We start from the raw sequence: 23,561 nt of genomic DNA, 5'->3' as shown, positions 1-23,561 counted from the left end.
AGGCCGCTGATACACTGCCCGCCATAACAGGAGGGAGTCCATGGACCATCAGCAATCAGGGGCCGCAGCGGCGCCCGTCTCGGGCTTCGCGGCACAGGAGATCGACGCGCATCCGCTCGAATTCACCGGCAGCGGCGGCGAATACTTCCGGGTCTGGATCGTCAACGTGCTGCTGACCATCCTCACCCTGGGCATCTACACCCCCTGGGCGCGGCGGCGTACTGCGCAGTATTTCTATGGCCATACCCTGGTGGCCGGCAGCCCGCTCGAATTCACGGCCCCGCAAAGCCGCATGGTGAAGGGCTTCATCATCCTGGTGATGCTCACCATCGCCTACCAGATCGCCGTCAACACCGGGCAGGACACGGCGGTCGGCGTGTTCCTGCTGGTGGGCGCCCTTCTCTCGCCCTTCATCTGGGGCAGCGCCATGCGCTTTCGCCTGGGTTCCACGCGCTGGCGTGGCCTGCGCCTGCAGTTCACGGCCTCCTGGGGTGAAGTCTACAAAGCCAGTTGGCCCGTGTTCGCCATTGCCCTGGTGTGGTTCGGCGTGTTCTTCGGCATCCAGTACCTGGCCCCCGAGTCGGCCAACGCCCTGCAGGAGCTGGCAGCCGAAGACAGCAGCGATCCCGGCCTGCCCAGCATGACGGCCGGCATCTGGGGATTGCTGGCCATGGGCCTACTGCTGTCGATCATGTGCGTTATCCGCCTCGAATACAACTACAAGAGCCTGCTGGTGCTGCGCGCCCAGGTGGGCGCCGAGGCCGGCCGCTGGAAGCCGGTGTACATGGATTTCATCAAGGTCTGGCTGGCCACGGTGGCCGTTTTCCTGCTGTTCGTGCTGGGTGTTGTGGTGGTGCTGGGCGTGCTGGCCGGCGGGACTATGGCCCTGTTCATCGACGATGCCAAAACCCGCTCGTTCGCCTTGATCATGGTGGCCATCATCGTGGGCATCTTCGGCGGTATCTTCATGCTGCTGCTGACTTCCGCGCCGGCACGCGCCTACCGCGAAGCGCGCATGTTCCAGCTGATGTGGGACAACATCGGCCTGAGCCAGGTGGCGCGCTTCAAGTGCGGTTTGCGTACGCACAGCTTTGTGCTCCTGCGCGTCAAGAACCTGTTCCTGACCCTGCTCACGCTGGGCCTGTACCGTCCGTTCGCCCGGGTGAGCGAGTACCGCATGAAGGCCGAATCCGTCACGCTGCACGTCAAGGGTGGCGTGGACCAGGTGACCGGCGCCATGGTGCGCCAGCAGCAGCAGGGGGGCATCGGAGACGCGCTGGCCGATGCCGCCGGGCTCGACCTGATCGGCTGATGGCCGCAGCGACATCCCCTGTGGCAGAACCCGGCGGCAAGCTGGTGCCCGGGCGCTGGTTCGACGGCCTGAGCAGCCAGGCCAAGCCGGTGCTCGTGGGCCTGCAGCCCACGCCCAAGGGCCCATCGCTGGCCCTGCACCCGCTGTCACAACCCGGCGCGACCCCGACGGTGTTCACCTGGGGCGAGGTGGGTTGGCCCGAGGCCTGGAGCGAGCGCCGCCCGCAGCAGCGCGTGGTCGTGGACCTGCGCGACCATGGCAGCCTGGAAATCGATGCCGTGGCCCAATGGCATGCGGCCCTGGCAGCTGCGGGTGGACGCCCCAGCCTGGCGGGGCGCATGCAGACGCGCTGGCCGGTGCTGCTGGGGGTGACCGCAGTCGCCATCGTCGGCCTGACCCTGTTCTACCGCTACGGCACCCCCTGGGCCGCCACCGAGCTCACGCGCTTCGTGCCCGTCTCCTGGGAAGCCAGCGTGGCCAGCAATGTGCTCACGCAGATGGACAAGGGCACGCTCAAGCCCAGCAAACTGTCCAAGGAACGCCAGGCCCAGCTGCAGGCACGCTTCGACACCCTGGTGCAGCAGGTGCCCACCGGCCTGCAGCGCTACCCGGGTTATCGGCCGACCTACACCCTGTCGTTCCGCTCAGGCATGGGGGCCAATGCCTTTGCCCTGCCTGGCGGCACGGTGGTGATGACCGATGGCCTGGCCAAGGCGGCCGAGAAACAGGGGCTCGATGACGATGCCCTGATAGGCGTACTGGCCCACGAGATTGGCCATGTGGCGCAGCGCCACACCACGCGCATGATCGTGCAGCAGGGCGTGCTGCAGATGGGCATGGGCCTGGCGCTGGGCGATGTGTCGGGCATCGTCGCCACCGGCGCTTCGGTGCTCACGGGCCTGGCCTACAGCCGCAACCACGAGCGCGAAGCCGACTGCTTTGCCATCGCCCTCATGGGCCACGCCAAACTGCCCACGGCCCCCATGGGCAAGCTGCTGCTGGCGATTGCCAAGGACGAGGACGGCGAAGAGAAGGCAGAAAAGAAAAAAACCGCCACTGCAGCCAAGGAAGGTGCCAGCGCCCCGGCCGAAACAACGGCACCCAGGAAGGATTCGGAGGCGCTGGGCCCGGTATGGTCCCTGCTCAGCAGCCACCCCGATACCGTGGAGCGCGCCAAGGAGCTGGAGCAAGGGCACGCGCTGCACTGCCCCAAGCCTGCCTGAGGTGCCGGGATGCGCCGGTGAGACCGGCGATGGAATTGATAAGTGTGAAGCGCGCCGATAAGCCGGATTCTGTGCACCGCGGTTGCCCGCGGCGTGACCGCCATTACTCTGGGCCGGGTGTCGCCACACCGGCTCGATGCTACCTACCCGCCAACTCTGCGGAACCACATCAACGTTGGCCTACTTGGTATTGCTGCGCGTAGAGATTGCCCGTTTCACCTCGGGCGCGGAACGCGCCCGAGGTGGCTGTGGGATTTCCCGGCTTGCGCCGGGAACCGTCTGGCTTGCGCCATCCGCAGCCAGCTTGCGCTGGCGTCCCACAGAACACCCCTGGTGGTCCCGTGTCCGAACTCGTCTCTGTTGCTCTGATCCTCACCTCACGGTGGGCAGCCGTTAGCTGCTACGCTGTCCTGTGCAGTCCGGACGTTCCTCCAGTGCCTGGTTTCCCAGATTGCACCAGCGGCGGTCTGGCGCGCTTCACAGGGTGGATTATCGTTCACCGGAGCTGGCGCGTTCCCATGTAAGGTCAAAGCGCGCCAGGTATTTGCGCAGGCGGTCGGCATCGTTGACCACCGCGCGCTGCGCGCGCGAGGCCTGGAACAGCTGGCGCCCCGCCTCGGACAGGGTGCGAGCCTGGCGGCACACGCGCAGCACGGCGGCCAGTTGCAACTGGTCGAACAGGTCCATCGCGTCCAAGGCGTCTTCGCCCAACAGGACGCGCAGATCGATGGCATCGGCAGCCCGGGCACCCAAAAGGCCATCGCGTGCATCCTTGGCCGGCTGCCACAGCCACTGCAGGCGCGCAATCTCGGCCTCCACCAGGGGCAGGCCGATGCGGCCGCTGTCGGCCAGGGTGGCCAGGCGCGTGGCGCTGGCCGATAGGTCGCGGAAGTTGCCGCTCCACAGCGCATCGGGCGACTGGGCATAGCGCAGGTAGGCCGTGCGCGCCTCGGCCGAGAGGCGCACCGTGCGGCCCAGTTCCGTGCCGGTGCGGGCCAGCAGGTGATCCAGGTTGGGCTCGATGTCCTCGGGGCGCTGGGCCAGGCCTGGCAGCTGGTAGCTCCAGAGGTTGATGCGCGCATACAGATCTTCGCGGAAGCGCCCGGCCGCCACCTCGGTGCGCAGGTCGCGGTTGGTGCCGGCGATCAACTCGAAATCGCTGGCCACCTCGCGGTCGCTGCCCATGGGGTAAAAGCGCTTTTCCTCCACCGCCTTGAGCAGCATGGCCTGCTCGTCCAGGCCCAACTCGCCGATCTCGTCAAGGAACAGCACACCCTTGTGCGCCGTGCGCAGCAGGCCCGCGCGGTCGGCCGCGGCGCCCGTGAAGGCGCCTTTCTTGTGCCCAAACAGGGTGGAGGCGGCCCCGTCGCCATGCAGGGTGGCGCAGTTCACTTCGACGAATTCGCCCTCCACCTGGTGGCGGGCCTTCTTGAGCTCGTACATGCGCCGCGCCAGGTGCGACTTGCCCGCCCCCGTGGGCCCTGTGAACAGGATGGGTGCGCGCGAGCGCACCGCCACACGTTCCACCTCGTCGATCAGCGCGTTGAAGCGCGCATTGCGCGTGGCGATACCGCTCTTGAGGAAGTCGACCGCATCGCGCTGCTCGGCACCGAAGCGCTGGGCGATCACGTCGTAGCGCGACAGGTCCAGGTCGATCAGCGCATAGCTGCCCGGATCACCCATCTGCTGGCGCTTGGGCGGCGAGGTCTGCGCCAGCACGCCCGGAATGCGCCGCGATTCCACCAGCAGGAACAGGCAGATCTGCGCCACGTGCGTGCCGGTGGTGATGTGGGTCCAGTACTCCTCGCGTTCGGTGTCGAAGCGGTAGGCCTGGGTCCAGTCAAACAGTTTGGCGTAGACCTCGCCGAAGTCCCAAGGGTCAGCGATCTGCATGGGCACCAACTGCACCGTGGTCTCGGGCGAGGCGATGGCGATGTCGTTGCGCACCTGGTGCGCCAACTCCTGGTGGGCCGGCGTGTACAGCAGCTCCATGCGGTGCACCACCATGTCCTCGTGCTGCACCAGCGACACGGTGGGCCGCCACTTCTCCCAGCGGCCTGCGCCCTTGCCGGAATCGAGCTGGGTACCGATGAAACCGACGACCACCCTATTCTTGCGCATCTCTAAATTTCTATAAAGCTATCCCCCATTCTAGTTAATCAAGATCCTGGTGCAAATCCAGATCTTCTTGAAAACGAAAAATCCATTTCCAATCAACAGCTTGCAGAAAATTTTGCGCTTCGACAGCTGCCTGGCACGCAATTCGCGAATAGAAAAGCACTCGGCGCAAACAGTGAACGCTCACAGGCCAGGGTTGGGGCACAGGCCCGCCCTGCCGGTGCCGGGAGTCCGGGGCTTCAGGCTTTTTGGATTCCCCGCATGCCGCACGCTGCGAGCGCCGGGTGACGGCAGGGCTGTGGAAGCCAGCCCCGAAAGGGGCTGTCGGGTTCGACTCCCGGCCTGCACCACTGGTAGCTCAGTCCGGTAGAGCACCCCTGAAAAGGGACTGTCGCAGGTTCGACTCCTGCCCATTCTTCCGGCCTTCGGGCCGGCTATCGAAGACGGTCGAAAGACCACCCGCCGGACGCGGGGTGAAGGACCAAGGGTTGCGCCGCAGCCTGGAAGCCATTGCCCCGTCAGCGGTGGCGGTTTGTGCCAGCACCCGGCACGGCCCGCGCCCGCAGCCAGCCCAAGCGAAGGCCCCTCGAGGCCGCCGCCACGGCGCACTGCAGGGCCCGAGCCGCGCCCCCTGGGACCACTGCCCCGCTGTAACGGCCCCTTTGCAAGAAGTTTGATGCGGCGACCAACGACATTGAAAAAAGAAAGAACGAGGGTAGACACATGCTGAAGATCCAACGCACCACCGTCAAGAAGAACGAACGCGCCCTGCTGCTGCGCAATGGCGATTTCGACCGTGTCCTGCACAGCGGCACGCACTGGCTGTTTACCAGCCTGGACCAGCTGCGCGTGGAAACCTTCGCACTGGAGCAACCCGCCTTCACCCACGCCCTGGCCGACTACCTGATGGCCCGTGAGCCCGAGGTGGTGGCCGCCGAGTTCGTGCGCGTAGAACTGGCCGAGAACGAAGTGGGCCTGCGCTGCGAGAACGGCGTGCTGGTCGAGATCCTGCCCCCCGGCACCCGCCGCCTGTACTGGAAGGGGCAGGTGGAGGTATCCGTGCAGGTGATCGACCTGAACGCCGGCCCCGAACTGCCTGCTGCACTGGTGGCGCGCCTGACGCAGCCCCAGCTGCGCCACCGCACGGTGACCGGCCTGGCCGGCCTGCTGCAGGTGCAGGTGCCCGAGTCGTCCTGCGCGCTGCTGACGGTGGACGGCAAGGTGGAGCGCCTGCTCGCCGCAGGTGCGTACGCCTTCTGGAAGTACGGCCGCACGGTGGCGGTGGAGCAGGTGGACCTGCGCCTGCAGTCGGTGGAAGTCTCGGGCCAGGACATCATGACCCGCGACAAGGTGGGCCTGCGCATCAACCTGAGCGCCACTTTTCGCTACACCGACGTGCTGCGCGCCTGGAGCCAGTTGCAAAAGCCTGCGGAGCACCTGTACCGCGAGCTGCAGTTCGCGCTGCGCGCCGCCGTGGGCACCCGCACGCTCGATGAGCTGCTGGAGAACAAGACGGTGATCGACGAGGTGGTGGGTGCCCACATGGCCGCCAAGCTCGCGCCCTACGGCATTGCGCTGGAGAGCGCCGGCGTGAAGGACATCGTGCTGCCTGGAGACATGAAGGCCATCCTGACCCAGGTGGTGCAGGCGGAGAAGCAGGCCCAGGCCAACGTGATCCGCCGCCGCGAGGAAACGGCCGCCACGCGCTCGCTCCTCAACACCGCCAAGGTGATGGAGGACAACCCCGTCGCCCTGCGCATGAAGGAGCTGGAAACGCTGGAGCGCGTGGCCGAGCGCATCGACAAGATCTCGGTGTTCGGCGGCCTGGACCAGGTGCTCAACGGCCTGGTGAAGCTGCGCTGAGCAAAGAGCCAAGAGGAATACGGGCGCGCTGGCACAGAAGGGAGCGCCACTGCCAAAAATGTTGTTATTGCCGGCAGGTCGGGTAACACCGAGTGCAGCGGGAGAGTCGGTGAACGGGCAAGGTTGAGGATGCAGGTGCTGGCTCCGATGACGGGTCTGCCACTGGCGCGCGTTTCCAACCGTTCACTGGGCCAGCGGAGTAAAGCACCCTGGTCGCTGCAAAGATGCGGGTTCGAATCCCGTCGCGTCCACCAAACAGAGAAAGAAGTAAAAGAGGAACGCCATGAAACAGACTGCACGTGAAAAACGACTGGCAAGGCAGGCGCCGTTGCCAGTGACACCCGGGTCCCTGGGACTCGATGCCACGCTGTATGCCGACGCCGTCCGCTACCTCTTCGACCGGCCCGTGCCGGGCAAGAAGGAGCAGGAGTGGTACTGGGACAACGATGGGCCGGATTTTCAGGCCACGCCCTTGCAGTGGACGCATATCCAGACCGTGTTGTTCGCCAACGCGGGCACCGATCTCGCGCCCTACAGCGACGAGCAGGTGGGCATGGGCCTCACGCATGTGATGAGCAACAACGCCGGCGACATACCGGCCATGGTGCTAGACCCATCGGTTCCGCTGGCGGATGCGATGCGCATGATGCAGGCCTTCCCGCGCCTGTGGAGCGAATGCTTCGCACCGCGCATGGCCCACGTGCAAGCGGCCATCGGCAGCGGCAGCGACCGGCTGCACTTTGCCTGCTACATGTGGTTCGACGTGTGGCCGACGTTCTGGAATGTCAAAGAAGTTCCTGAATGGCGCGATGCGATGTGGGCTGTTTTCTGCCACATGCTGGAGGTGCCCTGCCGCGAGGTACAGGTCTCTGCCCTGCATGGCATCGGCCACGAGGGCCGCTATCTGCAGCGCCCGAGGGAATTGCAGGAACGGGTGGAGCTATTCATCCGCAGCGTGCCGGCGCACGACGAGGAACTGAAGAACTATGCACGCGCTGCCGCCCTGGGAATGGTGCAGTAGATGCGATGGATGACAGCACGGCGCACAAGACGCCATGGAGAGTACGACGATGGAAGCCCGTCAAATCGCTGAAGAGGAAGCCACGACCCTGCCACCCGCCCTGCGCGAGGCGGTGGATGCCGCGTATGCCGCCTTCCAGCACCACCGCGCGCCGACGCAGATGCTGGATGTGTGCATCGCCTGCTGCATGGACGAGGCCATGGAGCGCGAGATGCGCCGCCTGCCGCTGCGCCAGGTCACCAACCGGCATTTCTACGAGTACAACGGCTCGGCCAAGAGCAGCGAGCAACCTGCGGATGAGCTGCTGTACTTCCTGCCCCGCATGCTGGAGCTGCTGGCCCAGGGCAAGGAGTTGCACCATTCGACCGAGCTGTACCTGGACCGGCTGGGCAAATGCCCCGCAGATGCACTGTCGCCCAAGGAACGTGCCGCCGTGGACGCCTTCGCACTGGCCTTCTTCCGCGAGGGCCTGGGCTCTACCGGGCGCGAGGCCAGCCCGTTCGACGGCGCGAATGCGTTCGATATCCTGCTGATGTTCCACAAGGGCGGCGTGTCCATCGCCCCGCTGCTGGCCCACTGGCTGGCGGACGAGCGGGAAAGCGCCGTGCAGCACTATGCGAATGCCAGCTACTGGGATTTCTGGGGCCAACACGAGATCCAGAACGCTTTTTCCGAAGACCAGCCGGAGTTTCGCGAAACCATGAAGGCCTGGCTGCTCGATGAAGGCAACCGCCAGCGATTCGCACAGCAGATCCTGGCGATGGACACGAGCGCCATGGGTCCGCCCGCGCACTGCACCTGTGGCGGGTGCATGGGCGAGAAGCAAATCCTCGAAGCGGTGTTCGACCTGGCCAGCGAATAGCAGAACCACCGAAACAGAACCAAGAACAAGGAAAGAGAAATGAACTACCTGCAACGCAATGTGGAAAACGGCGTCCCCATCAAGATGTGGACCCAGGGCGTCCCCGTCGAAGACGAGGCCCAGAAGCAACTGGAGAACGCGGCACGCCTGCCCATCGTGTTCAAGCACGTGGCAGCCATGCCCGACGTGCACTACGGCATCGGCGCCACGGTGGGCTCGGTGATCCCGACCTTCAAGGCCATCATCCCGGCCGCGGTGGGCGTGGACATCGGCTGCGGCATGATGGCCTGCAAGACCACGCTGCACGCCAACGACCTGCCCGACAACCTGGGCCCGCTGCGCTCGGCGATCGAGAAGGCCGTGCCGCACGGCAGCAACCCGCGCCGCGTGGGCCGCGACAAGGGTGCGTGGGAAACGCCGCCCGACGAGACCGATGTGGCCTGGTCCGCGCTCAAGGGCGAGTTCGACGCGATCTGCGAGGACTACCCGCGCTTTCGCAACACCAACAACCACAAGCACCTGGGAACTCTGGGCACCGGCAACCACTTCATCGAGGTCTGCCTGGACGAGCACGGCAGCGTGTGGTTCATGCTGCACTCGGGTTCGCGCGGCGTGGGCAATGCCATCGGCACGCACTTCATCGAGCTGGCCAAGAAGGATGCCGAGCTGCACCAGCGCAACCTGCCCGACCAGGACCTGGCCTACTTCGAGGAAGGCGCCAAGTACTTCGGCGACTACGTGCGTGCGGTGGGCTGGGCGCAGAAGTTCGCGCGCGCCAACCGCGAGGTGATGATGCAGCGCGTGATCGCGGCCGCCCGCAAGGTGATCACCAAGCCCTTCGAGGCGCATGTGGAGGCGGTGAACTGCCACCACAACTACGTGAGCCGCGAGACCCACTTCGGCGAGGACGTGCTCGTCACCCGCAAGGGTGCCGTGAGCGCCAAGGCCGGCGAGCTGGGCATCATCCCGGGCAGCATGGGCGCCAAGAGCTTCATCGTGCGCGGCAAGGGCAACCCCGAGAGCTTCATGAGCTGCAGCCACGGTGCGGGCCGCAAGATGAGCCGCACCAAGGCCAAGAAGATGTACACCATCGCCGACCAGATCGCTGCCACCGAGGGCGTGGAATGCCGCAAGGACGCCGACGTGATCGACGAGATCCCGATGGCCTACAAGGACATCGACGCCGTGATGGCCGCCCAGCAGGACCTGGTGGAGGTGGTCTACACGCTCAAGCAGGTGGTGTGCGTGAAGGGGTAGGCCCCTTTGCACCTCCACGGCAACCATTGAACGGAGCCGGCGCTGGCCAGACCAGCGCCGGCATCAGCACATGCACAAAGAACAGCAACTGGAAGAATTCCTCCAATCGGCCCACCCCATCGATCCCGCCATGCGCGTGCAGATCATGGAGAACCTTTGCGCCATCGAAGCACAGCACCAGGTCACCATCCTCTTCGCCTGCGAGTCGGGCAGCCGGGGCTGGGGCTTTGCCTCGCCCGACAGCGACTACGACGTGCGCTTCATCTACGTGAACCGGCTGCCCTGGTACCTCACCGTGGCCCCGGGGCGCGACGTGATCGAGGTGCCGATCAGTGGCGACCTGGACATCAACGGCTGGGACCTGCGCAAGGCGCTGGGTCTGATGCGCGAGTCCAACCCCACGCTGCTCGAATGGCTGCGTTCGCCCGTGGTCTACCGCGAGGACGCCGGCACCATGGAGCGTTTTCGTGCGCTGGCCGAGACCGTGTTCTCCAACGCCAAAGGCTGGCACCACTACGCCTCCATGGCCAAGAAGAACTTCCGCGAGCACCTGCAGGCCGACGAGGTGCGCTACAAGAAATACCTCTACGTGCTGCGCCCGCTGCTGGCCGCGCGCTGGATACGTGCGCGCCCTGGCGTGCCGCCCATGCGCTTTGCCGAACTGGCCCAGCACACGCTGGACCCGGTGGCCGACGCCGCGCTGATCGCCGAGATCAACGCCTTGCTGGAGGTGAAGGTGCGCGCGGGAGAGTCCGCGACCAGCCCGCGCTGGCCCGGCATCCACGCCTTCATCGAAGCCGAACTGGCGCGCAACGCCGCCGAGCCGGTGCAGCCCCTGCCCGTGCCGGGCCATGGCGCGCTCGACACCCTGCTGCACGACACCGTGCTGCGCTTCAACGCACCCCCATCGCAGGAGGCGCCATGCTGAAGCTCGACGGCTCCCAGGGCGAAGGCGGCGGCCAGATCCTGCGCACCGGCCTGGCGCTGTCCATGGTGACGGGCCGGCCGCTGCACATCGAGCGCATCCGCGCCGGGCGTGCCAAGCCCGGGCTGATGCGCCAGCACCTGGCCTGCGTGCAGGCAGCGGTGCAGGTCAGCGGCGGGCAGGCCGAAGGGGCGGAGCTGGGCTCGCAGTCGCTGCAGTTCACGCCCGGTGCGGTGCGCGCGGGGGACTACACCTTCCGCATCGCCGGCGCAGGCAGCTGCCTGCTGGTGCTGCAGACCGTGCTGCCCGCGCTGATGCTGGCCGACGGGCCCAGCCGCATCCAGCTGGCGGGCGGCACGCACAACCCGATGGCGCCGCCGTTCGACTTTCTGCAGCGCGCGTATGCGCCGCTGCTTGCGCGGCTGGGCGTGGGACTGGAACTGGCGCTGGAGCGGCGCGGCTTCTACCCGGCCGGTGGCGGGCTGCTGCACGCGCAGATCACGCCGGCAACGCAGGCCCTCACTCTGTTCGATCTGGTGGAACGCGGGGCGCCCGTGGCCGCCTGGGCCGAGGCCCTGGCACCCGGCCTGGCGCGCAGCGTGGCCACACGCGAGCTGGAGGAGCTGGGCCGGCGCCTGGGCTGGACGCTGGAGGCCGGCCAGCTGCGCGCGCCCGGCGTACGCCAGCACGAAGGACCGGGCAATGTGCTGATGGCCACGCTGGAATACGCGCAGGTGACCGAGGTGTTCTGCCAGTTCGGCGAACGCGGCCTGTCGGCCGAGACCGTGGCGCGCAAGCTGGCCGAGGAGGTACAGGCCTACGAGCGCAGCACCGCAGCCACCGGCCCCCACCTGGCCGACCAGTGGATGCTGCCGCTGGCCCTGGCCGTATGGCGCACGGGCCAGGAGGCCCGCTACACGGCGAGCGAGCTCACGGACCACACGCGCACGAATTCGGCGGTGATCAATGCCTGCCTGCCGGTGCGGGTGGCGACAGAGCCGGGTGCAGGCGGCAGCGTTCTGGTCCGGGTGAGCCCGGCGTAGTGGGTACGGCAGTGCGGGAGAAGGCCGGACTGGGCCACAATGCCGCCTTGCACTGTCACCCACCCTTTTCTTGACCAGGAGACGCCATGAAAGTCGACAACATTCTGCAGACCATCGGCAACACGCCGCACGTGCGCATCAACCGCCTGTTCGGCAGCGCGGCCAATGTCTGGGTCAAGGCCGAGCGCGGCAACCCCGGCGGCTCGATCAAGGACCGCATCGCCCTGTCCATGGTGGAAGACGCTGAGCGCTCGGGCGCGCTGCAGCCCGGCGGCACCATCATCGAGCCCACCTCGGGCAACACCGGCATCGGCCTGGCGCTGGTGGCCGCCGTCAAGGGCTACAAGCTGGTGCTGGTGATGCCCGACAGCATGAGCATCGAGCGCCGCCGCCTGATGCTGGCCTACGGCGCCACATTCGACCTGACCCCGCGCGAGAAGGGCATGAAGGGCGCGATCGCCCGCGCCCAGGAACTGCTGGCCCAGACGCCCGGCGCCTGGATCCCCCAGCAGTTCGAGAACCCCGCCAACATCGACGTGCACGAGCGCACCACGGCGCAGGAGATCCTCCAGGACTTCCCCGATGGCCTGGACGCCCTCATCACCGGCGTGGGCACGGGTGGCCACATCACCGGCGTGGCGCGCGTGCTCAAGGCGAAATTTCCACAGCTCAAGGTGTTCGCGGTGGAGCCCTCGGCCTCGCCGGTGATCTCGGGCGGCGCGCCCTCGCCCCACCCCATCCAGGGCATCGGCGCGGGCTTCGTGCCCAAGAACCTCGATACCACCCTGCTCGACGGCGTGATCCAGGTCGATGCCGAGCCCGCACGCGAATACGCGCGCCGCTGCGCACGCGAGGAAGGCATGCTCGTGGGCATCTCCTCGGGTGCCACGCTGGCCGCCATTGCCCAGAAGCTGCCCGAGCTGCCCGTGGGCGCCCGCGTGCTGGGCTTCAACTACGACACGGGCGAGCGCTACCTGTCGGTCGAAGGCTTCCTGCCCGCCTGACCTGGGCCCGCGCTTTGGGCCGCCGCTGCACGCGCTGACGGCAAGCCGTCCTACAGAAGCCCCGGCCACGGGCCGGAACAATCAAGGCACAACCCCTGACGGCGCATGCCCGAGGGGGCACGCACCAGCACGGTGCGGCACCCTTTTCAGATTGTTTCCATGGCGCACACCTCCGCATCCCAGCCCATTGCCTTCAAGGTATTGACCGTGAATGTGCACAAGGGCTTCACCACCTTCAACCGGCGCTTCATGCTGCACGAGTTGCGCGATGCCGTGCGCCACGTGTCTGCGGACCTCGTGTTTCTGCAGGAAGTGCTCGGCACGCACCACCGCCATGCAGGCCGGGTCGAGAACTTTCCGCAGGAGCCCCACTACGAGTTCCTGGCGGACACCATCTGGACCCAATTCGCCTATGGCCGCAATGCGGTGTACGACAACGGCCACCACGGCAATGCCCTTTTGTCCAAGTTTCCCATCACCCACTACGAGAACCATGACATCTCGGTGAGCGGGCCGGAGCGGCGCGGCATGCTGCATTGCATCCTGCAGCCGCCCAACCACCACAGCCCCGTGCATGCGATCTGCGTGCACCTGGGTCTTCAGGAGGCGCACCGCCAGCGCCAGTTGCGCAGCGTGTGCGATCTGGTGAACACCTTCGATCCCGAGGAGCCCGTGGTCGTGGCCGGCGACTTCAACGACTGGCGTGGCCGCGCGCACGAGATCCTGCGCGACCGCGCCGGCCTGCACGAGGTGTTCGTGCAATCCACAGGGCGCGCTGTGCGCACCTTTCCGGCCTCCATGCCCCTGCTGGCGCTGGACCGCATCTATGTGCGCAATGCCGCTGTGCATGCGCCGCTGCACCTGCCCAAGAAGCCCTGGGACAAGCTCTCGGACCACGCCCCCCTGGCCGCGGAGATTTCGCTATGAGCCGGGCCTCGCAGTCATCGCGCTGGGTACCGGGCAACCAGTTCGAGCTGCTCGAAAACGGGGAGGACTTCTTCCCCCGGGTGTTCGAGGCCATAGCCAAGGCACGCCGCGAGGTCATGCTCGAAACCTTCATCCTGTTCGACGACAAGATCGGCCAGGAGCTGCATGCCGTGCTGCTCGCTGCGGCGCAACGTGGCGTGCAGGTGCATGTGCTGGTGGACGGTTTCGGCTCGCCCGACCTGTCGGACCAATACCTGGATGCACTGGTGCAGGCCGGCGTGCACTTTCGCATCTTCGATCCTGGCAAGCGGGTGCTGGGCCAGCGCCTGAACATGCTGCGCCGCATGCACCGCAAGATCGTGGTGGTCGATGGCGAGCATGGTTTCATCGGTGGCATCAACTACTCGGCCGACCATGTGGCCGACTTCGGCCCGGAAGCCAAGCAGGACTATGCCGTGGAAGTGCGCGGCCCCATCGTCGCGCAGATGCACCAGTACACGCACGAGGCCGTTCTCAGCCCCGCTGAGCGCCGCCGCAGCCGCGCCAAGGCGCTGCCGGCGCGCGGCCAGCCGTATGCGGGCACCGCACATGCCATCTTCGTCACCCGCGACAACCACGACCACACCAACGACATCGAGCGCCACTACCGCATTGCCCTGCGCTCGGCGCGCAAGCGCGTGGTGATCGCCAATGCCTACTTCTTCCCGGGCTACCGCTTCATCCGCGAGATGCGGCGGGCCGCGCGGCGGGGTGTGGACGTGCGCCTGATCCTGCAGGGCCAGCCCGACATGCCCATCGTGAAGACGGCCGCCGGCCTGCTCTACGACCATCTGCTGCGCGCCGGTGTGCGCATCTATGAGTACTGCGACCGCCCGCTGCACGGCAAGGTGGCGCTGGTGGACGACGAATGGTCCACCGTGGGATCGAGCAATCTCGATCCACTGAGCCTGTCGCTGAACCTGGAAGCCAACGTGATCATCCGCGACCGCACGTTCAACGCCACGCTGTACAGCCGCATGGCCCACCTCATGGACAACTGCTGCAAGCAGGTCGAGCCCTCGCCCAAGGGGCCGTGGGAAGGGCTGCGCCTGGTGCGCAGTTACTGCGTGTTCCACCTGATGCGCTGGTTTCCGGCATGGGCCGGCTGGCTGCCGCGCCACGAGCCCACCATCTCGCTGGTCAAGGCCCAGGAGCAGGCCGAGGCCTTGCGCACGGACAACCCCCAGGCGGCGTCGGCCACCTAGGGTACCGGCCATGAGCGCGCCCGCCACCCATTCACTGCGCGGGACCGCCACGCCAGCGCCCACGGCCCCGGCCCACAGGCCGGGCGCGCGCAAGGAAGCCCCGGCAGCCCCCAGCCGCTGGAACACCCTGCGCAACAGCCGCTGGTGGCCCTGGGCCATCACGCTGGTCACGGGCGCATTCGTGCTGCTGATCGGGGCCCTGCTGTTCCGGCAGGCACGCACCGTGGACTGGGGCGCCGTATGGAATGCGCTGGTCGAGTTGCCCAGCGCCGCGCTGCTGGGCGGCGCCGCGCTGGCCTTCGCCAGCCATGGCATCTACAGCACCTTCGACCTGTTCGGGCGCTACTACACCCGGCACGGCCTGCCGGTGGCGCGCACGGTGGGCACCACGCTGATCGCCTACCCGTTCACCCTCAACCTGGGCTCGCTCATCGGCGGTGTCACCGTGCGCTACCGGCTGTACTCGCGCCAGGGGCTGTCGGTGGGCGACATCGGCCAGGTGGTGGCCATCAGCATCATCACCAACTGGCTCGGCTACTTCGTGCTCGCGGGCGCCGTATTCTGGCTCTGGACACCCCAGCTGCCCGAAGGCTGGGACATGGCCGGCCACCAGCTGCGCTGGATCGGCAGCGCCATGGCCGCGGTGACCGGGCTGTACCTCGTGGTCTGCGTGCTGCGCCGGGGGGAACCGATCACGCTGCGCGGGCATGCCTTTCCCATGCCGCACTGGTCCGTCGGGCTGCTGCAGCTGGTGCTGTCGGCGGTGAACTGGATGGTCATGGCCGGCGCCATCTGGCTGCTCACGCAGCAGCAGGTGCCCTATGTGGCGGCCCTGGCCACCGTGCTGCTCGGGGCCGTTGCGGGGTTGATCTCGCGCATTCCCGCCGGCCTCGGTGTTCTGGAGGCCGTGGGCACGGCCGTGCTGTCGGCCTACATGCCGGCGCCGCAGGCACTGGCCGCCATCCTGGCCTACCGCAGCCTGTACTTCTTTGCGCCGCTGGTCCTGGCCGCCCTGGCCTTTGGCCTGGTGGAGCTGCGCTGGCGCCACCACCAGGGCGGCAGCCGCACGGTCTGACCCGCCTGGGCCGTGCAGGCAAAATCCGGGGGCCTTCGCCTCCCCTTTGCACCTCCAATGCCCCCTTCTCCCGCCGCCACGCCGCTGCGCATCGGCCGCCAGCCTGGTGACCCATCGCTCACCCCCGCGCAGCAGTCGTTCAATGCGCTGCTGGCCCAGATCGCCGACCAGCGCGCCATCCTCGCCGCCTGGAACCAGGCCATCGACGCCTACCACCAGCGCTACGCCAAGGACGTGGCACCCCTGCTCGAGAGGTACTACGCCGCGCACGCCGCCCTGGTCAACGCCCTGGTCGAAGCTTCGGCGCGCAAGGGCCTGGGCCGCACGCTGCTGCGCGATCTGCATGCCGTGATCGCCCGGCTGGCCCGGGACCTGGCCGACAACGTGCGCGACCCGGCCACCCGCGCTGCGATGCAGGCGCTGCAGGCCCAGTATGCGCAGGAGCAGCTTGCGGATGTGCCCGACACCCCGGACGCATTGCAGATTGCGCCGCCCGGCGGGCCGGAATCGCCCGAGGACATCGTGCGCCGCGTGGAGGAGGAAATGCAGGCGCGTCAGGCGCGCGCGCAGCAGGAGCGCGAGCTCCACCATGCCAGCCGGGCCCGCAAACCCAGCGCGCAGCAGCGCCAGCAGCAGGAAGCTGCGCAGGAGGCCAGCCAGTCGGTGCGCTCGGTGTACCGCAAACTGGCCAGCGCCCTGCACCCCGACCGCGAGCCCGACGAGGCCGAGCGCCTGCGCAAGACCGCGCTCATGCAGCGCGTGAACCTGGCCTACGCCGCAGGCAGCCTGCTCGACCTGCTGCAATTGCAGCTCGAGGTGGAGCAGATCGACGCACAGCACATGGCCACCGTGGGTGACACACACCTGCAGCGCTACAACCAGGTGCTCACCGACCAGTTAGCCGAGCTGCAGCAGGAGGTGGCCACGCTGGAGGCCAGCATGCGCGAACAACTCGGCAGCACCTCGCGGCGCAAGCTGCAGCCCGGTCAGCTGATGGCCCAGCTGCGCAGCCAGATCCAGGCGCTGGAGCATGACATTCCGTTGCTGCGGCGGGAGGTGCAGGCGATGGACGACAACGACTACCTCAAGCAGTGGCTCAAGGCCCAGCGCGAAGACCTGTTGAACGGCGACTAGCACCTGGCAGGACCGCCTCCTTTAAAATACCAGCCCCACGACATTGCCACCGCCCGATCGACACGGGCCTGCAAGACCATGATCCGCCTTTCCGAACTCAAGCTGCCGCTGGCAGCCGTGCCGGCCGAAGCCGCCGAGCACCCGCTGGACGCGCTGCGCGCCCAGGCCGTCCAGATCCTGGGCATCGCCCCGACCGACATCGCCGCCGTGCAGGTGCACAAGCGCAGCTTCGATGCGCGCAAGGCCGACCTGTTGGCGGTCTACATCATCGACCTGACTCTGGCCGATCCTTCGGGCGAGGGCGCACTGCTGGCCCGGCATGCCGGTCGCCCGCACATCCAGCCCACACCCGACATGGCCTGGCAGCCGGTGGGCCAGGCGCCCGCCGACCTGCCGCTGCGCCCGGTGGTGGTGGGCTTCGGGCCCTGCGGCATCTTCGCCGCGCTGGTGCTGGCGCAGATGGGCTTCAAGCCCATCGTGCTGGAACGCGGCAAGCCGGTGCGCGAACGCACCCGGGACACCTGGGGCCTGTGGCGCAAGCGTGAACTGCATGCCGAGAGCAATGTGCAGTTCGGCGAAGGCGGCGCCGGTACCTTCAGCGACGGCAAGCTCTACAGCCAGATCAAGGACCCGCGCCACCTGGGCCGCAAGGTCATGGGCGAATTCGTCAAGGCCGGCGCGCCCGAGGAGATCCTCTACGTGGCGCACCCGCACATCGGCACCTTCAAGCTCGTGAAAGTGGTGGAGAACCTGCGCGAGCAGATCATCGCCCTGGGCGGCGAGATCCGCTTCGAGCAGCGCGTGACCGACGTGATCGTCGAGGGCACGGGCGAGCGCCGCCACCTGCGCGGCCTGCAGGTGCTGAACCAGGCCACGGGCGAGACCACCGAGCTGCGTGCCGACCACGTGGTGATGGCGCTGGGCCACAGCTCGCGCGACACCTTTGCCATGCTCTACGAACGCGGCGTGGCCATGGAATCCAAACCCTTTTCCATCGGCTTCCGGGTGGAACACCCACAGGGCGTGATCGACCGCGCGCGCTGGGGCCGCCATGCCGGCCACCCGCTGCTGGGCGCGGCCGACTACAAGCTGGTGCACCACGCAGCCAACGGGCGGGCGGTCTACAGCTTCTGCATGTGCCCGGGCGGCACGGTGGTGGCCGCCACCAGCGAACCCGGCCGGGTGGTGACCAACGGCATGAGCCAGTACTCGCGCAACGAGCGCAATGCCAACGCCGGCATGGTGGTGGGCATCGACCCCACGGACTACCCCACGGACGCCGAAGCCTTCGCGCTGCACCTGGGCGGCACTTACGGAGCCGAAGCGCAGCCGGCCGGTCAGCACCACCCACTGGCGGGCATCGTGCTGCAACGCCAGCTCGAATCCAATGCCTATGTGCTGGGTGGGCGCGACTACAGCGCACCCGGGCAGCTGGTGGGTGACTTCATCGCCGGGCGCGACTCGAAACAACTGGGCGACGTGGAACCGTCCTACAAGCCCGGCGTGGCACTGGGCGACCTGCACGCGGCCCTGCCCGGCTATGCCATCGAGGCGCTGCGCGAGGCCCTGCCGGCCTTCGGCCGCAAGATCAAGGGCTTCGACATGCACGATGCGGTGCTCACAGGCGTGGAGACGCGCACCTCGTCGCCGCTCAAGATCGGGCGTGGCGAGAACCTGCAGAGCCTGAACACCGGCGGGCTCTATCCGGCCGGGGAAGGCGCGAGCTACGCGGGCGGCATCCTGTCCGCAGGGGTCGACGGCATCAAGGTCGGCGAGGCCGTGGCCCGCGCCATGCTGGGCATTGCCTGAGGCGGGTGGCCATGCCGTTCACCGCCCCCACGCGCGCGCAGTTCACTATCGCTGCACTGGCCATGGCCGGCGTGGTGCTGGCCTCCAACATCCTGGTTCAATTTCCGATCAACGACTGGCTCACCTGGGGCGCCATCACCTACCCGGTGGCCTTCCTGGTCAGCGAGCTGGTGAACCGCCGCCATGGCCCGCAGCAGGCGCGGCGTGTGGCCTGGGTGGGGTTTGCGGTGGCCGTGGCGGCCTCGCTGGTGCTGGCGCCAGCGCGCATTGCCGTGGCCTCGGGCACCGCCTTCCTGCTGTCGCAGTGGCTCGATATCGGTGTCTTCGATCGCCTGCGCCACGGCAGCTGGTGGCGCGCGCCGCTGGTCGCCACCCTGCTGGCGGCCGTGCTGGACACGGCCGTTTTCTGGAGCATCGCATTCGCGGGCACCAGCGACCCGTGGATCACCTGGGCCCTGGGCGACCTGGCTGTGAAGCTCACTCTGGGCGTGGCGCTGCTGCTGCCGTTTCGCCTGTTCATCGGCAACCGGGCAGCAGCGCTGCGCTGACGCGCCTACCTACTTGCGCTGCAGGAAGTCGACCGCCAGCGCCGCCAGGGTGCGTGCGCCCACGGGCAACTGGTCTTCATCGATGTCGAACAGCGGCGAATGGTTGGACGGGGCCTTGGTGAAGTCCGCCCCCTTCGGCGGCGCGCCCAGGAAGTAGAAGAAGCCCGGCGCCACCTTCTGGAACTCCGAGAAGTCTTCCGAGCCGCTGACCTTGGGAATGATCATGGTCTTGCCACCCGTGGCCAGCTTGAGCGCGGGCAACGAGGCCTCGGTCAGCGCCGCGGGGTTGGACGTCACGGGATAGGCCACGGGGCCGAAACGCACCTTGGCCTTGGCACCGCTCGACGCCGCAATCGACTCGGCCGTGGTGGTGATGCGCTTGATCGCCTCCTGGCGCATGCTTTCGTCGAAGGTGCGCAAGGTACCCAGCAGCTCCACGTTGTCGGGAATGATGTTGTAGCGCGTGCCGCCATGGATGGAGCCGATGGTGATCACGGCCGGCTCCTGGCTGATATTGAGCTGGCGGCTCACCACCGTCTGCAGGCCCAGCACGACCTGGCTGGCAGCCACCACCGGGTCCACCGCGTTCCAGGGCGACGAGCCATGGCCGCCGCGCCCTTCGACCTGGATGCTGATGTTGTCCGAGCCCGCCATCAGCGGACCGCTGCGGTAGCCCACCACGCCGGACGGCAGGTTGGCCGTGACGTGCAGGCCATAGATGGCCTGCACGTCCTTCAATGCGCCCTCTTCCACCATGGCCTTGGCGCCGAAACTGGGCACCTTGCCATTGGCATCGGGTTCCACAGGCGCGCCTTCTTCGGCCGGCTGGAAGATGAACTTGATGGTGCCCGGCAGCGTGGCCCGCATGCTGGCCAGCGCCTCGGCCGCGCCCATGAGCATGGCCACGTGGGCATCGTGCCCGCAGGCGTGCATCACGGGCACTTCCTTGCCCAGGTAGTTGGCCTTGACCTTGGAGGCAAACGGCAGCTTGGTGTTCTCGGGCACGGGCAGCGCATCCATGTCGGCGCGCAGGGCCACCACCTTGCCTGGCAGGCCGCCGCGCAGTGTGCCCACCACGCCGGTGCCGCCCACGCCGGTCTGCACTTCCATGCCCAGGCGCTTGAGGTGCTCGGCCACGAGCTTGGCGGTGCGCACTTCCTGGCCCGACAGCTCCGGGTGGGCATGGATGTCGCGGCGCCAGCTGACCATCTTGCCCGCCACGCCGTTCACGGCGGCATCGATGGCCTGCAGGCCGGCGGCATCCAGGGCCTGGGCATGGGCGGAAGAAACCAGGGTCAGGCTGCCGGCCACGAGGCCGGCAGCGATGGCGATCGACGAGAGGGTTTTGTGCATGAGGCGGGGTCCGTGCAGAGGGATAGAAAAAGAACGAGCGTTCATGCTACGGGTGGCCAGATGTTTCATGACAAGCGAAAATCGCCATCTGCAAAGCCAATATCGCCATGCCCACCATTCCCTTCCGCATCGACATTCCGCTGGTACCCGAGTCCGCCCTGGGCAATGCACTGCACTTCATCGACCTGCTGCGCAGCGCCAATCTGCTGGCCCGGCTGCGCTTGGGCAACCAGGCTCCACGCATGGACTGGCGGCTCCTCGATGCCGATGGCCGGCCCCTGCCCACTGCTCCCGCGCCCTGGTCCCACTACACCACGGCCATGCCTTCCACCGAAGGCCCCCCGGGCTCGGCACAGGCGGTGTTCATTCCCTCGTTCCTCGCGGCCGACATCCCGGCCATCCGCCAGGTGGTCGCGCGCCACCCCGCGCTGGTGCGCCAGGTCGGCATTGCGGTGGATGCCGGGCAGAAACTGCTGACCATGGGGGACGGGGCTTGGCTGGCTGCGGCCAGCGGTCGCCTGCAGGGGCGCACGGCCAGCCTGCCCTGGTTCTACATGGCCGGCTTTGCGCGCGACTTTCCCGGCATCGCGCTGGTGCCGGGCCGGGACTGGACCGACGATGGCCCCTGGCTCAGCGGCGCCCTGCCCCACAACCTGGTGGACCTGGCCATCGCGCTGGTGCGCCATGCCTTCGGCGAGGAACTGGCCCGGGCCTTCGCCACCGTGATGGCACCCGACCACCAGCGCGCGCAGGCGGCGCTGCAGGCCAATGCCCAGCAGCACATCCCCGCCACGCGCGACAGCACCCTGGCCCGCGCGATCGCCTGGATGGAAGCCCATCTGGAGGAACCCTATTCGCTGGAACGCCTTGCGCAGGCCGCTTCGGTGAGCACGCGCACCCTGCTGCGGCATTTCCAGGCCGAGCTGGCCCAGTCGCCGCTCGACTACCTGCATGCCCTGCGCTGCGCACGCGCAAAGGTGATGCTCGAGGTGACGCTGGAGAGCGTGAGCAGCATCGCCGTGGCCTGCGGCTACGCAGACCCTGCCGCCTTTCGGCGCATCTTCGTACGCCATGTCGGCACGCCGCCGGCCGAGTACCGCAAGCGCCACGCCTTGCGCGCGCCGCGCCGGCGCTGGCGGGTGGAAGTGGCGGGCGGCTGAACAGGTTCTAAGGGAGCAATCCGGCTCAGCGCAGCCCGATGGTGCTGGCCGGCAGGCGGAAGGCTTCCACCAGCTCGGCCAGTTGCTGTGCCTGCATGCGCAGGCCCTGGGCGGCGGCGGACGATTCCTCCACCAGCGCTGCGTTCTGCTGCGTCATCTGGTCCAGCTGCGAGACGGCCTCGCCCACCTGGCTCAGGCCCGTGGTCTGCTCGCGCGCCGCCGTGCTGATCTCGCCAATGATGGTCGCCACCTGCTTCACCGAATCGACGATCTCGCCCATGGTGCCGCCGGCCGCGTGCACCAGGGCCGAGCCCTCGTCCACCTGGCGCACGCTGTCGCTGATCAGACCACCGATCTCCTTGGCGGCCGTGGCCGAGCGCTGGGCCAGGCTGCGCACCTCGCTGGCCACCACGGCAAAGCCGCGGCCCTGCTCGCCGGCCCGCGCAGCCTCCACAGCGGCATTGAGCGCCAGGATGTTGGTCTGGAAGGCAATGCCGTCGATCACGCTGGTGATGTCGGCAATGCGGCGCGAGGACTGGGCGATGCCGTCCATGGTGCCCACCACGCGGTCCACCGCCTCGCGCCCGCGCTGGGCCACGCCGCTGGCACCGGTCGCCAGGCTGCTGGCCTGCGCGGCGGCATCGGCGCTGTGGCGCACGGTGGCCAGCAGCTCTTCCATGCTGGCCGCGATTTCCTCGAGGTTGGAGGCCGTCTGCTCCGTGCGGGCCGACAGGTCGCTGTTGCCCGCCGCAATCTCGCCGCTGGCATCGGCCACCGAGCTGCTGGCCCCGCGCATGCCCACGACCAGTGTCGCCAGGCGCGCCTGCATGCCCCCCAGGCGGGCCATCAGGGCTTGCAGCTCATCGCGGTTGCCAGCATCCACGGCAGGGATGTGCGAGGTCAGGTCGCCCTCGGCGATACGGTCGGTCACACCCGACGCCAGGGCCAGCGGCCGCAGGATAGAGCGTGACAGCAGCCAGGCACACACCAGGCTCAGCAGCAGCCCCACCGCCGAGCCCGCGGCCAGCAGCAGCTTGCCCTGCCGTTCGCTGCGCAGGGCGGCCTCGCGCGCATCGGCCACGCGCTGGCGCTGGTACTCGGCCAGTTCGTCCACCGCCTTCGCATAGGCGTCGGCGGCAGGGCGCAGGCTGCCGGATATGGCGTCGGCGGGCAGGGCCTCGCCCGCCTTGCGGCGCTTGACCAGGTCGTCGCGCACGCTGCGGAACTGGTTGCCCGCCTTGTCGATGGCATCGAAGAGGCGCTGAGACTGCGGGTCTTCGGCCAGTTCGTCGAGCCGCTTGCGCACCTCACTGGAACGGGCGGAGGTGACTTTGCGGTCGGCATCGATGCGTGCCGCATAGGCCGGGTTGTCGATCTCCAGCAGCGTCTCGGCGCGCACCGAGCTGAGCACCACGATGGCATGCAGCTCGCGCGCCAGCAGGGCACGCTCGGAGGAGTTGCCGCCCAGGTCATCGGCGATGTCCTGCAGCTCCGCCAAGCGCCAGATGCCCACGGCGGCCGACAGGGACATGACAAGGCAGACGACGCCAAAGGCCAGGGCCAGGCGGAACGCGACACGCGTCTGGGAGAGGGACATGGTGGGCATCTGTTCGTTCAATCAAAGAGGTCCGGGGCAGCGCACAGCCAATGACCCGGGTTTTCCCTTATATCGTCAATCCATAG

Annotated in this window: 19 protein-coding genes and 1 other RNA gene; 16 read left to right on the top strand and 4 right to left on the bottom strand. The window is 67.8% G+C overall.

What is annotated here, in order from left to right; translation table 11 throughout:
* The first annotated feature begins 40 nt into the window (after window positions 1-40).
* Complete coding sequence (locus PMI14_RS20910) at window positions 41-1,312, top strand: YjgN family protein (protein ID WP_007857353.1); 1,272 nt, start codon at window positions 41-43, stop codon at window positions 1,310-1,312.
* On the top strand, window positions 1,312-2,535 hold the full coding sequence (locus PMI14_RS20905) for a M48 family metallopeptidase (protein ID WP_007857352.1): 1,224 nt from the start codon (window positions 1,312-1,314) through the stop codon (window positions 2,533-2,535). Before PMI14_RS20910 ends, PMI14_RS20905 begins: the two co-directional genes overlap by 1 nt.
* Window positions 2,536-2,577: 42 nt before the next feature.
* Here PMI14_RS20905 and rnpB read toward each other — a convergent pair.
* Window positions 2,578-3,014: RNase P RNA component class A (gene rnpB, locus PMI14_RS33665), an RNA gene on the bottom strand.
* A 10-nt stretch (window positions 3,015-3,024) separates the two neighbouring features.
* Entirely contained in the window at window positions 3,025-4,656 is a 1,632-nt protein-coding gene (rtcR, locus tag PMI14_RS20900; RefSeq protein ID WP_007857351.1) for an RNA repair transcriptional activator RtcR, read from the bottom strand.
* Window positions 4,657-5,376: 720 nt separating this feature from the next.
* On the opposite strand from rtcR, the gene PMI14_RS20890 reads away from it, so the two are divergent.
* The 13 genes from PMI14_RS20890 (at window position 5,377) to PMI14_RS20830 (ending at window position 19,365) form a co-directional block, all read left to right on the top strand.
* Window positions 5,377-6,516 (top strand): slipin family protein, encoded by a 1,140-nt coding sequence (locus PMI14_RS20890; RefSeq protein WP_007857350.1) that lies wholly within the window; start codon window positions 5,377-5,379, stop codon window positions 6,514-6,516.
* Between the two features lie 283 nt (window positions 6,517-6,799).
* Window positions 6,800-7,537: a hypothetical protein gene (locus PMI14_RS20885; RefSeq protein WP_007857348.1), complete on the top strand. Its 738-nt coding sequence runs from the start codon at window positions 6,800-6,802 to the stop codon at window positions 7,535-7,537.
* Window positions 7,538-7,586: 49 nt separating this feature from the next.
* Entirely contained in the window at window positions 7,587-8,399 is an 813-nt protein-coding gene (locus tag PMI14_RS20880; RefSeq protein ID WP_007857347.1) for a hypothetical protein, read from the top strand.
* A 39-nt stretch (window positions 8,400-8,438) separates the two neighbouring features.
* Window positions 8,439-9,656, top strand: coding sequence for an RtcB family protein (locus tag PMI14_RS20875; RefSeq protein WP_007857346.1), 1,218 nt, complete (start codon window positions 8,439-8,441; stop codon window positions 9,654-9,656).
* Between the two features lie 70 nt (window positions 9,657-9,726).
* Window positions 9,727-10,584 (top strand): nucleotidyltransferase domain-containing protein, encoded by an 858-nt coding sequence (locus PMI14_RS20870; RefSeq protein WP_007857345.1) that lies wholly within the window; start codon window positions 9,727-9,729, stop codon window positions 10,582-10,584.
* Window positions 10,578-11,624, top strand: a complete 1,047-nt coding sequence (gene rtcA / locus PMI14_RS20865) for an RNA 3'-terminal phosphate cyclase (protein WP_007857344.1) — start codon at window positions 10,578-10,580, stop codon at window positions 11,622-11,624. The genes PMI14_RS20870 and rtcA overlap by 7 nt, the downstream gene beginning before the upstream one ends.
* Before the next feature lie 86 nt (window positions 11,625-11,710).
* The gene (cysK, locus tag PMI14_RS20860) at window positions 11,711-12,628 is read left to right on the top strand and encodes a cysteine synthase A (RefSeq protein ID WP_007857343.1); all 918 of its coding nucleotides are present in this window, start codon (window positions 11,711-11,713) and stop codon (window positions 12,626-12,628) included.
* Between the two features lie 159 nt (window positions 12,629-12,787).
* Window positions 12,788-13,555 (top strand): endonuclease/exonuclease/phosphatase family protein, encoded by a 768-nt coding sequence (locus PMI14_RS20855; protein WP_186457762.1) that lies wholly within the window; start codon window positions 12,788-12,790, stop codon window positions 13,553-13,555.
* The gene (gene clsB / locus PMI14_RS20850; RefSeq protein ID WP_007857341.1) at window positions 13,552-14,799 is read left to right on the top strand and encodes a cardiolipin synthase ClsB; all 1,248 of its coding nucleotides are present in this window, start codon (window positions 13,552-13,554) and stop codon (window positions 14,797-14,799) included. Before PMI14_RS20855 ends, clsB begins: the two co-directional genes overlap by 4 nt.
* A gap of 10 nt (window positions 14,800-14,809) precedes the next feature.
* Window positions 14,810-15,874 (top strand): YbhN family protein, encoded by a 1,065-nt coding sequence (locus PMI14_RS20845; protein WP_007857340.1) that lies wholly within the window; start codon window positions 14,810-14,812, stop codon window positions 15,872-15,874.
* A gap of 57 nt (window positions 15,875-15,931) precedes the next feature.
* Window positions 15,932-17,008: a hypothetical protein gene (locus tag PMI14_RS20840; protein WP_007857339.1), complete on the top strand. Its 1,077-nt coding sequence runs from the start codon at window positions 15,932-15,934 to the stop codon at window positions 17,006-17,008.
* Window positions 17,009-17,086: 78 nt separating this feature from the next.
* The gene (locus tag PMI14_RS20835) at window positions 17,087-18,817 is read left to right on the top strand and encodes an NAD(P)/FAD-dependent oxidoreductase (protein ID WP_007857338.1); all 1,731 of its coding nucleotides are present in this window, start codon (window positions 17,087-17,089) and stop codon (window positions 18,815-18,817) included.
* 11 nt (window positions 18,818-18,828) lie between these two features.
* Window positions 18,829-19,365, top strand: coding sequence for a VUT family protein (locus tag PMI14_RS20830; protein WP_007857337.1), 537 nt, complete (start codon window positions 18,829-18,831; stop codon window positions 19,363-19,365).
* Window positions 19,366-19,374: 9 nt separating this feature from the next.
* On the opposite strand, the gene PMI14_RS20825 is transcribed toward PMI14_RS20830, so the two are convergent.
* On the bottom strand, window positions 19,375-20,718 hold the full coding sequence (locus PMI14_RS20825) for an amidohydrolase (RefSeq protein WP_007857336.1): 1,344 nt from the start codon (window positions 20,716-20,718) through the stop codon (window positions 19,375-19,377).
* A 107-nt stretch (window positions 20,719-20,825) separates the two neighbouring features.
* Here PMI14_RS20825 and PMI14_RS20820 point away from each other — a divergent pair, with 107 nt between their 5' ends.
* Window positions 20,826-21,878 (top strand): GlxA family transcriptional regulator, encoded by a 1,053-nt coding sequence (locus PMI14_RS20820; protein ID WP_007857335.1) that lies wholly within the window; start codon window positions 20,826-20,828, stop codon window positions 21,876-21,878.
* 25 nt (window positions 21,879-21,903) lie between these two features.
* On the opposite strand, the gene PMI14_RS20815 is transcribed toward PMI14_RS20820, so the two are convergent.
* Complete coding sequence (locus PMI14_RS20815) at window positions 21,904-23,475, bottom strand: methyl-accepting chemotaxis protein (protein WP_007857334.1); 1,572 nt, start codon at window positions 23,473-23,475, stop codon at window positions 21,904-21,906.
* Window positions 23,476-23,561 lie beyond the last annotated feature (86 nt).

The organism is Acidovorax sp. CF316 (genome assembly GCF_000276605.1).
Classification (GTDB): Bacteria; Pseudomonadota; Gammaproteobacteria; order Burkholderiales; family Burkholderiaceae_C; genus Acidovorax.
The sequence above is the reverse complement of the archived record's forward strand: the minus strand, read 5'-3'. Positions and strand labels throughout refer to the sequence as shown.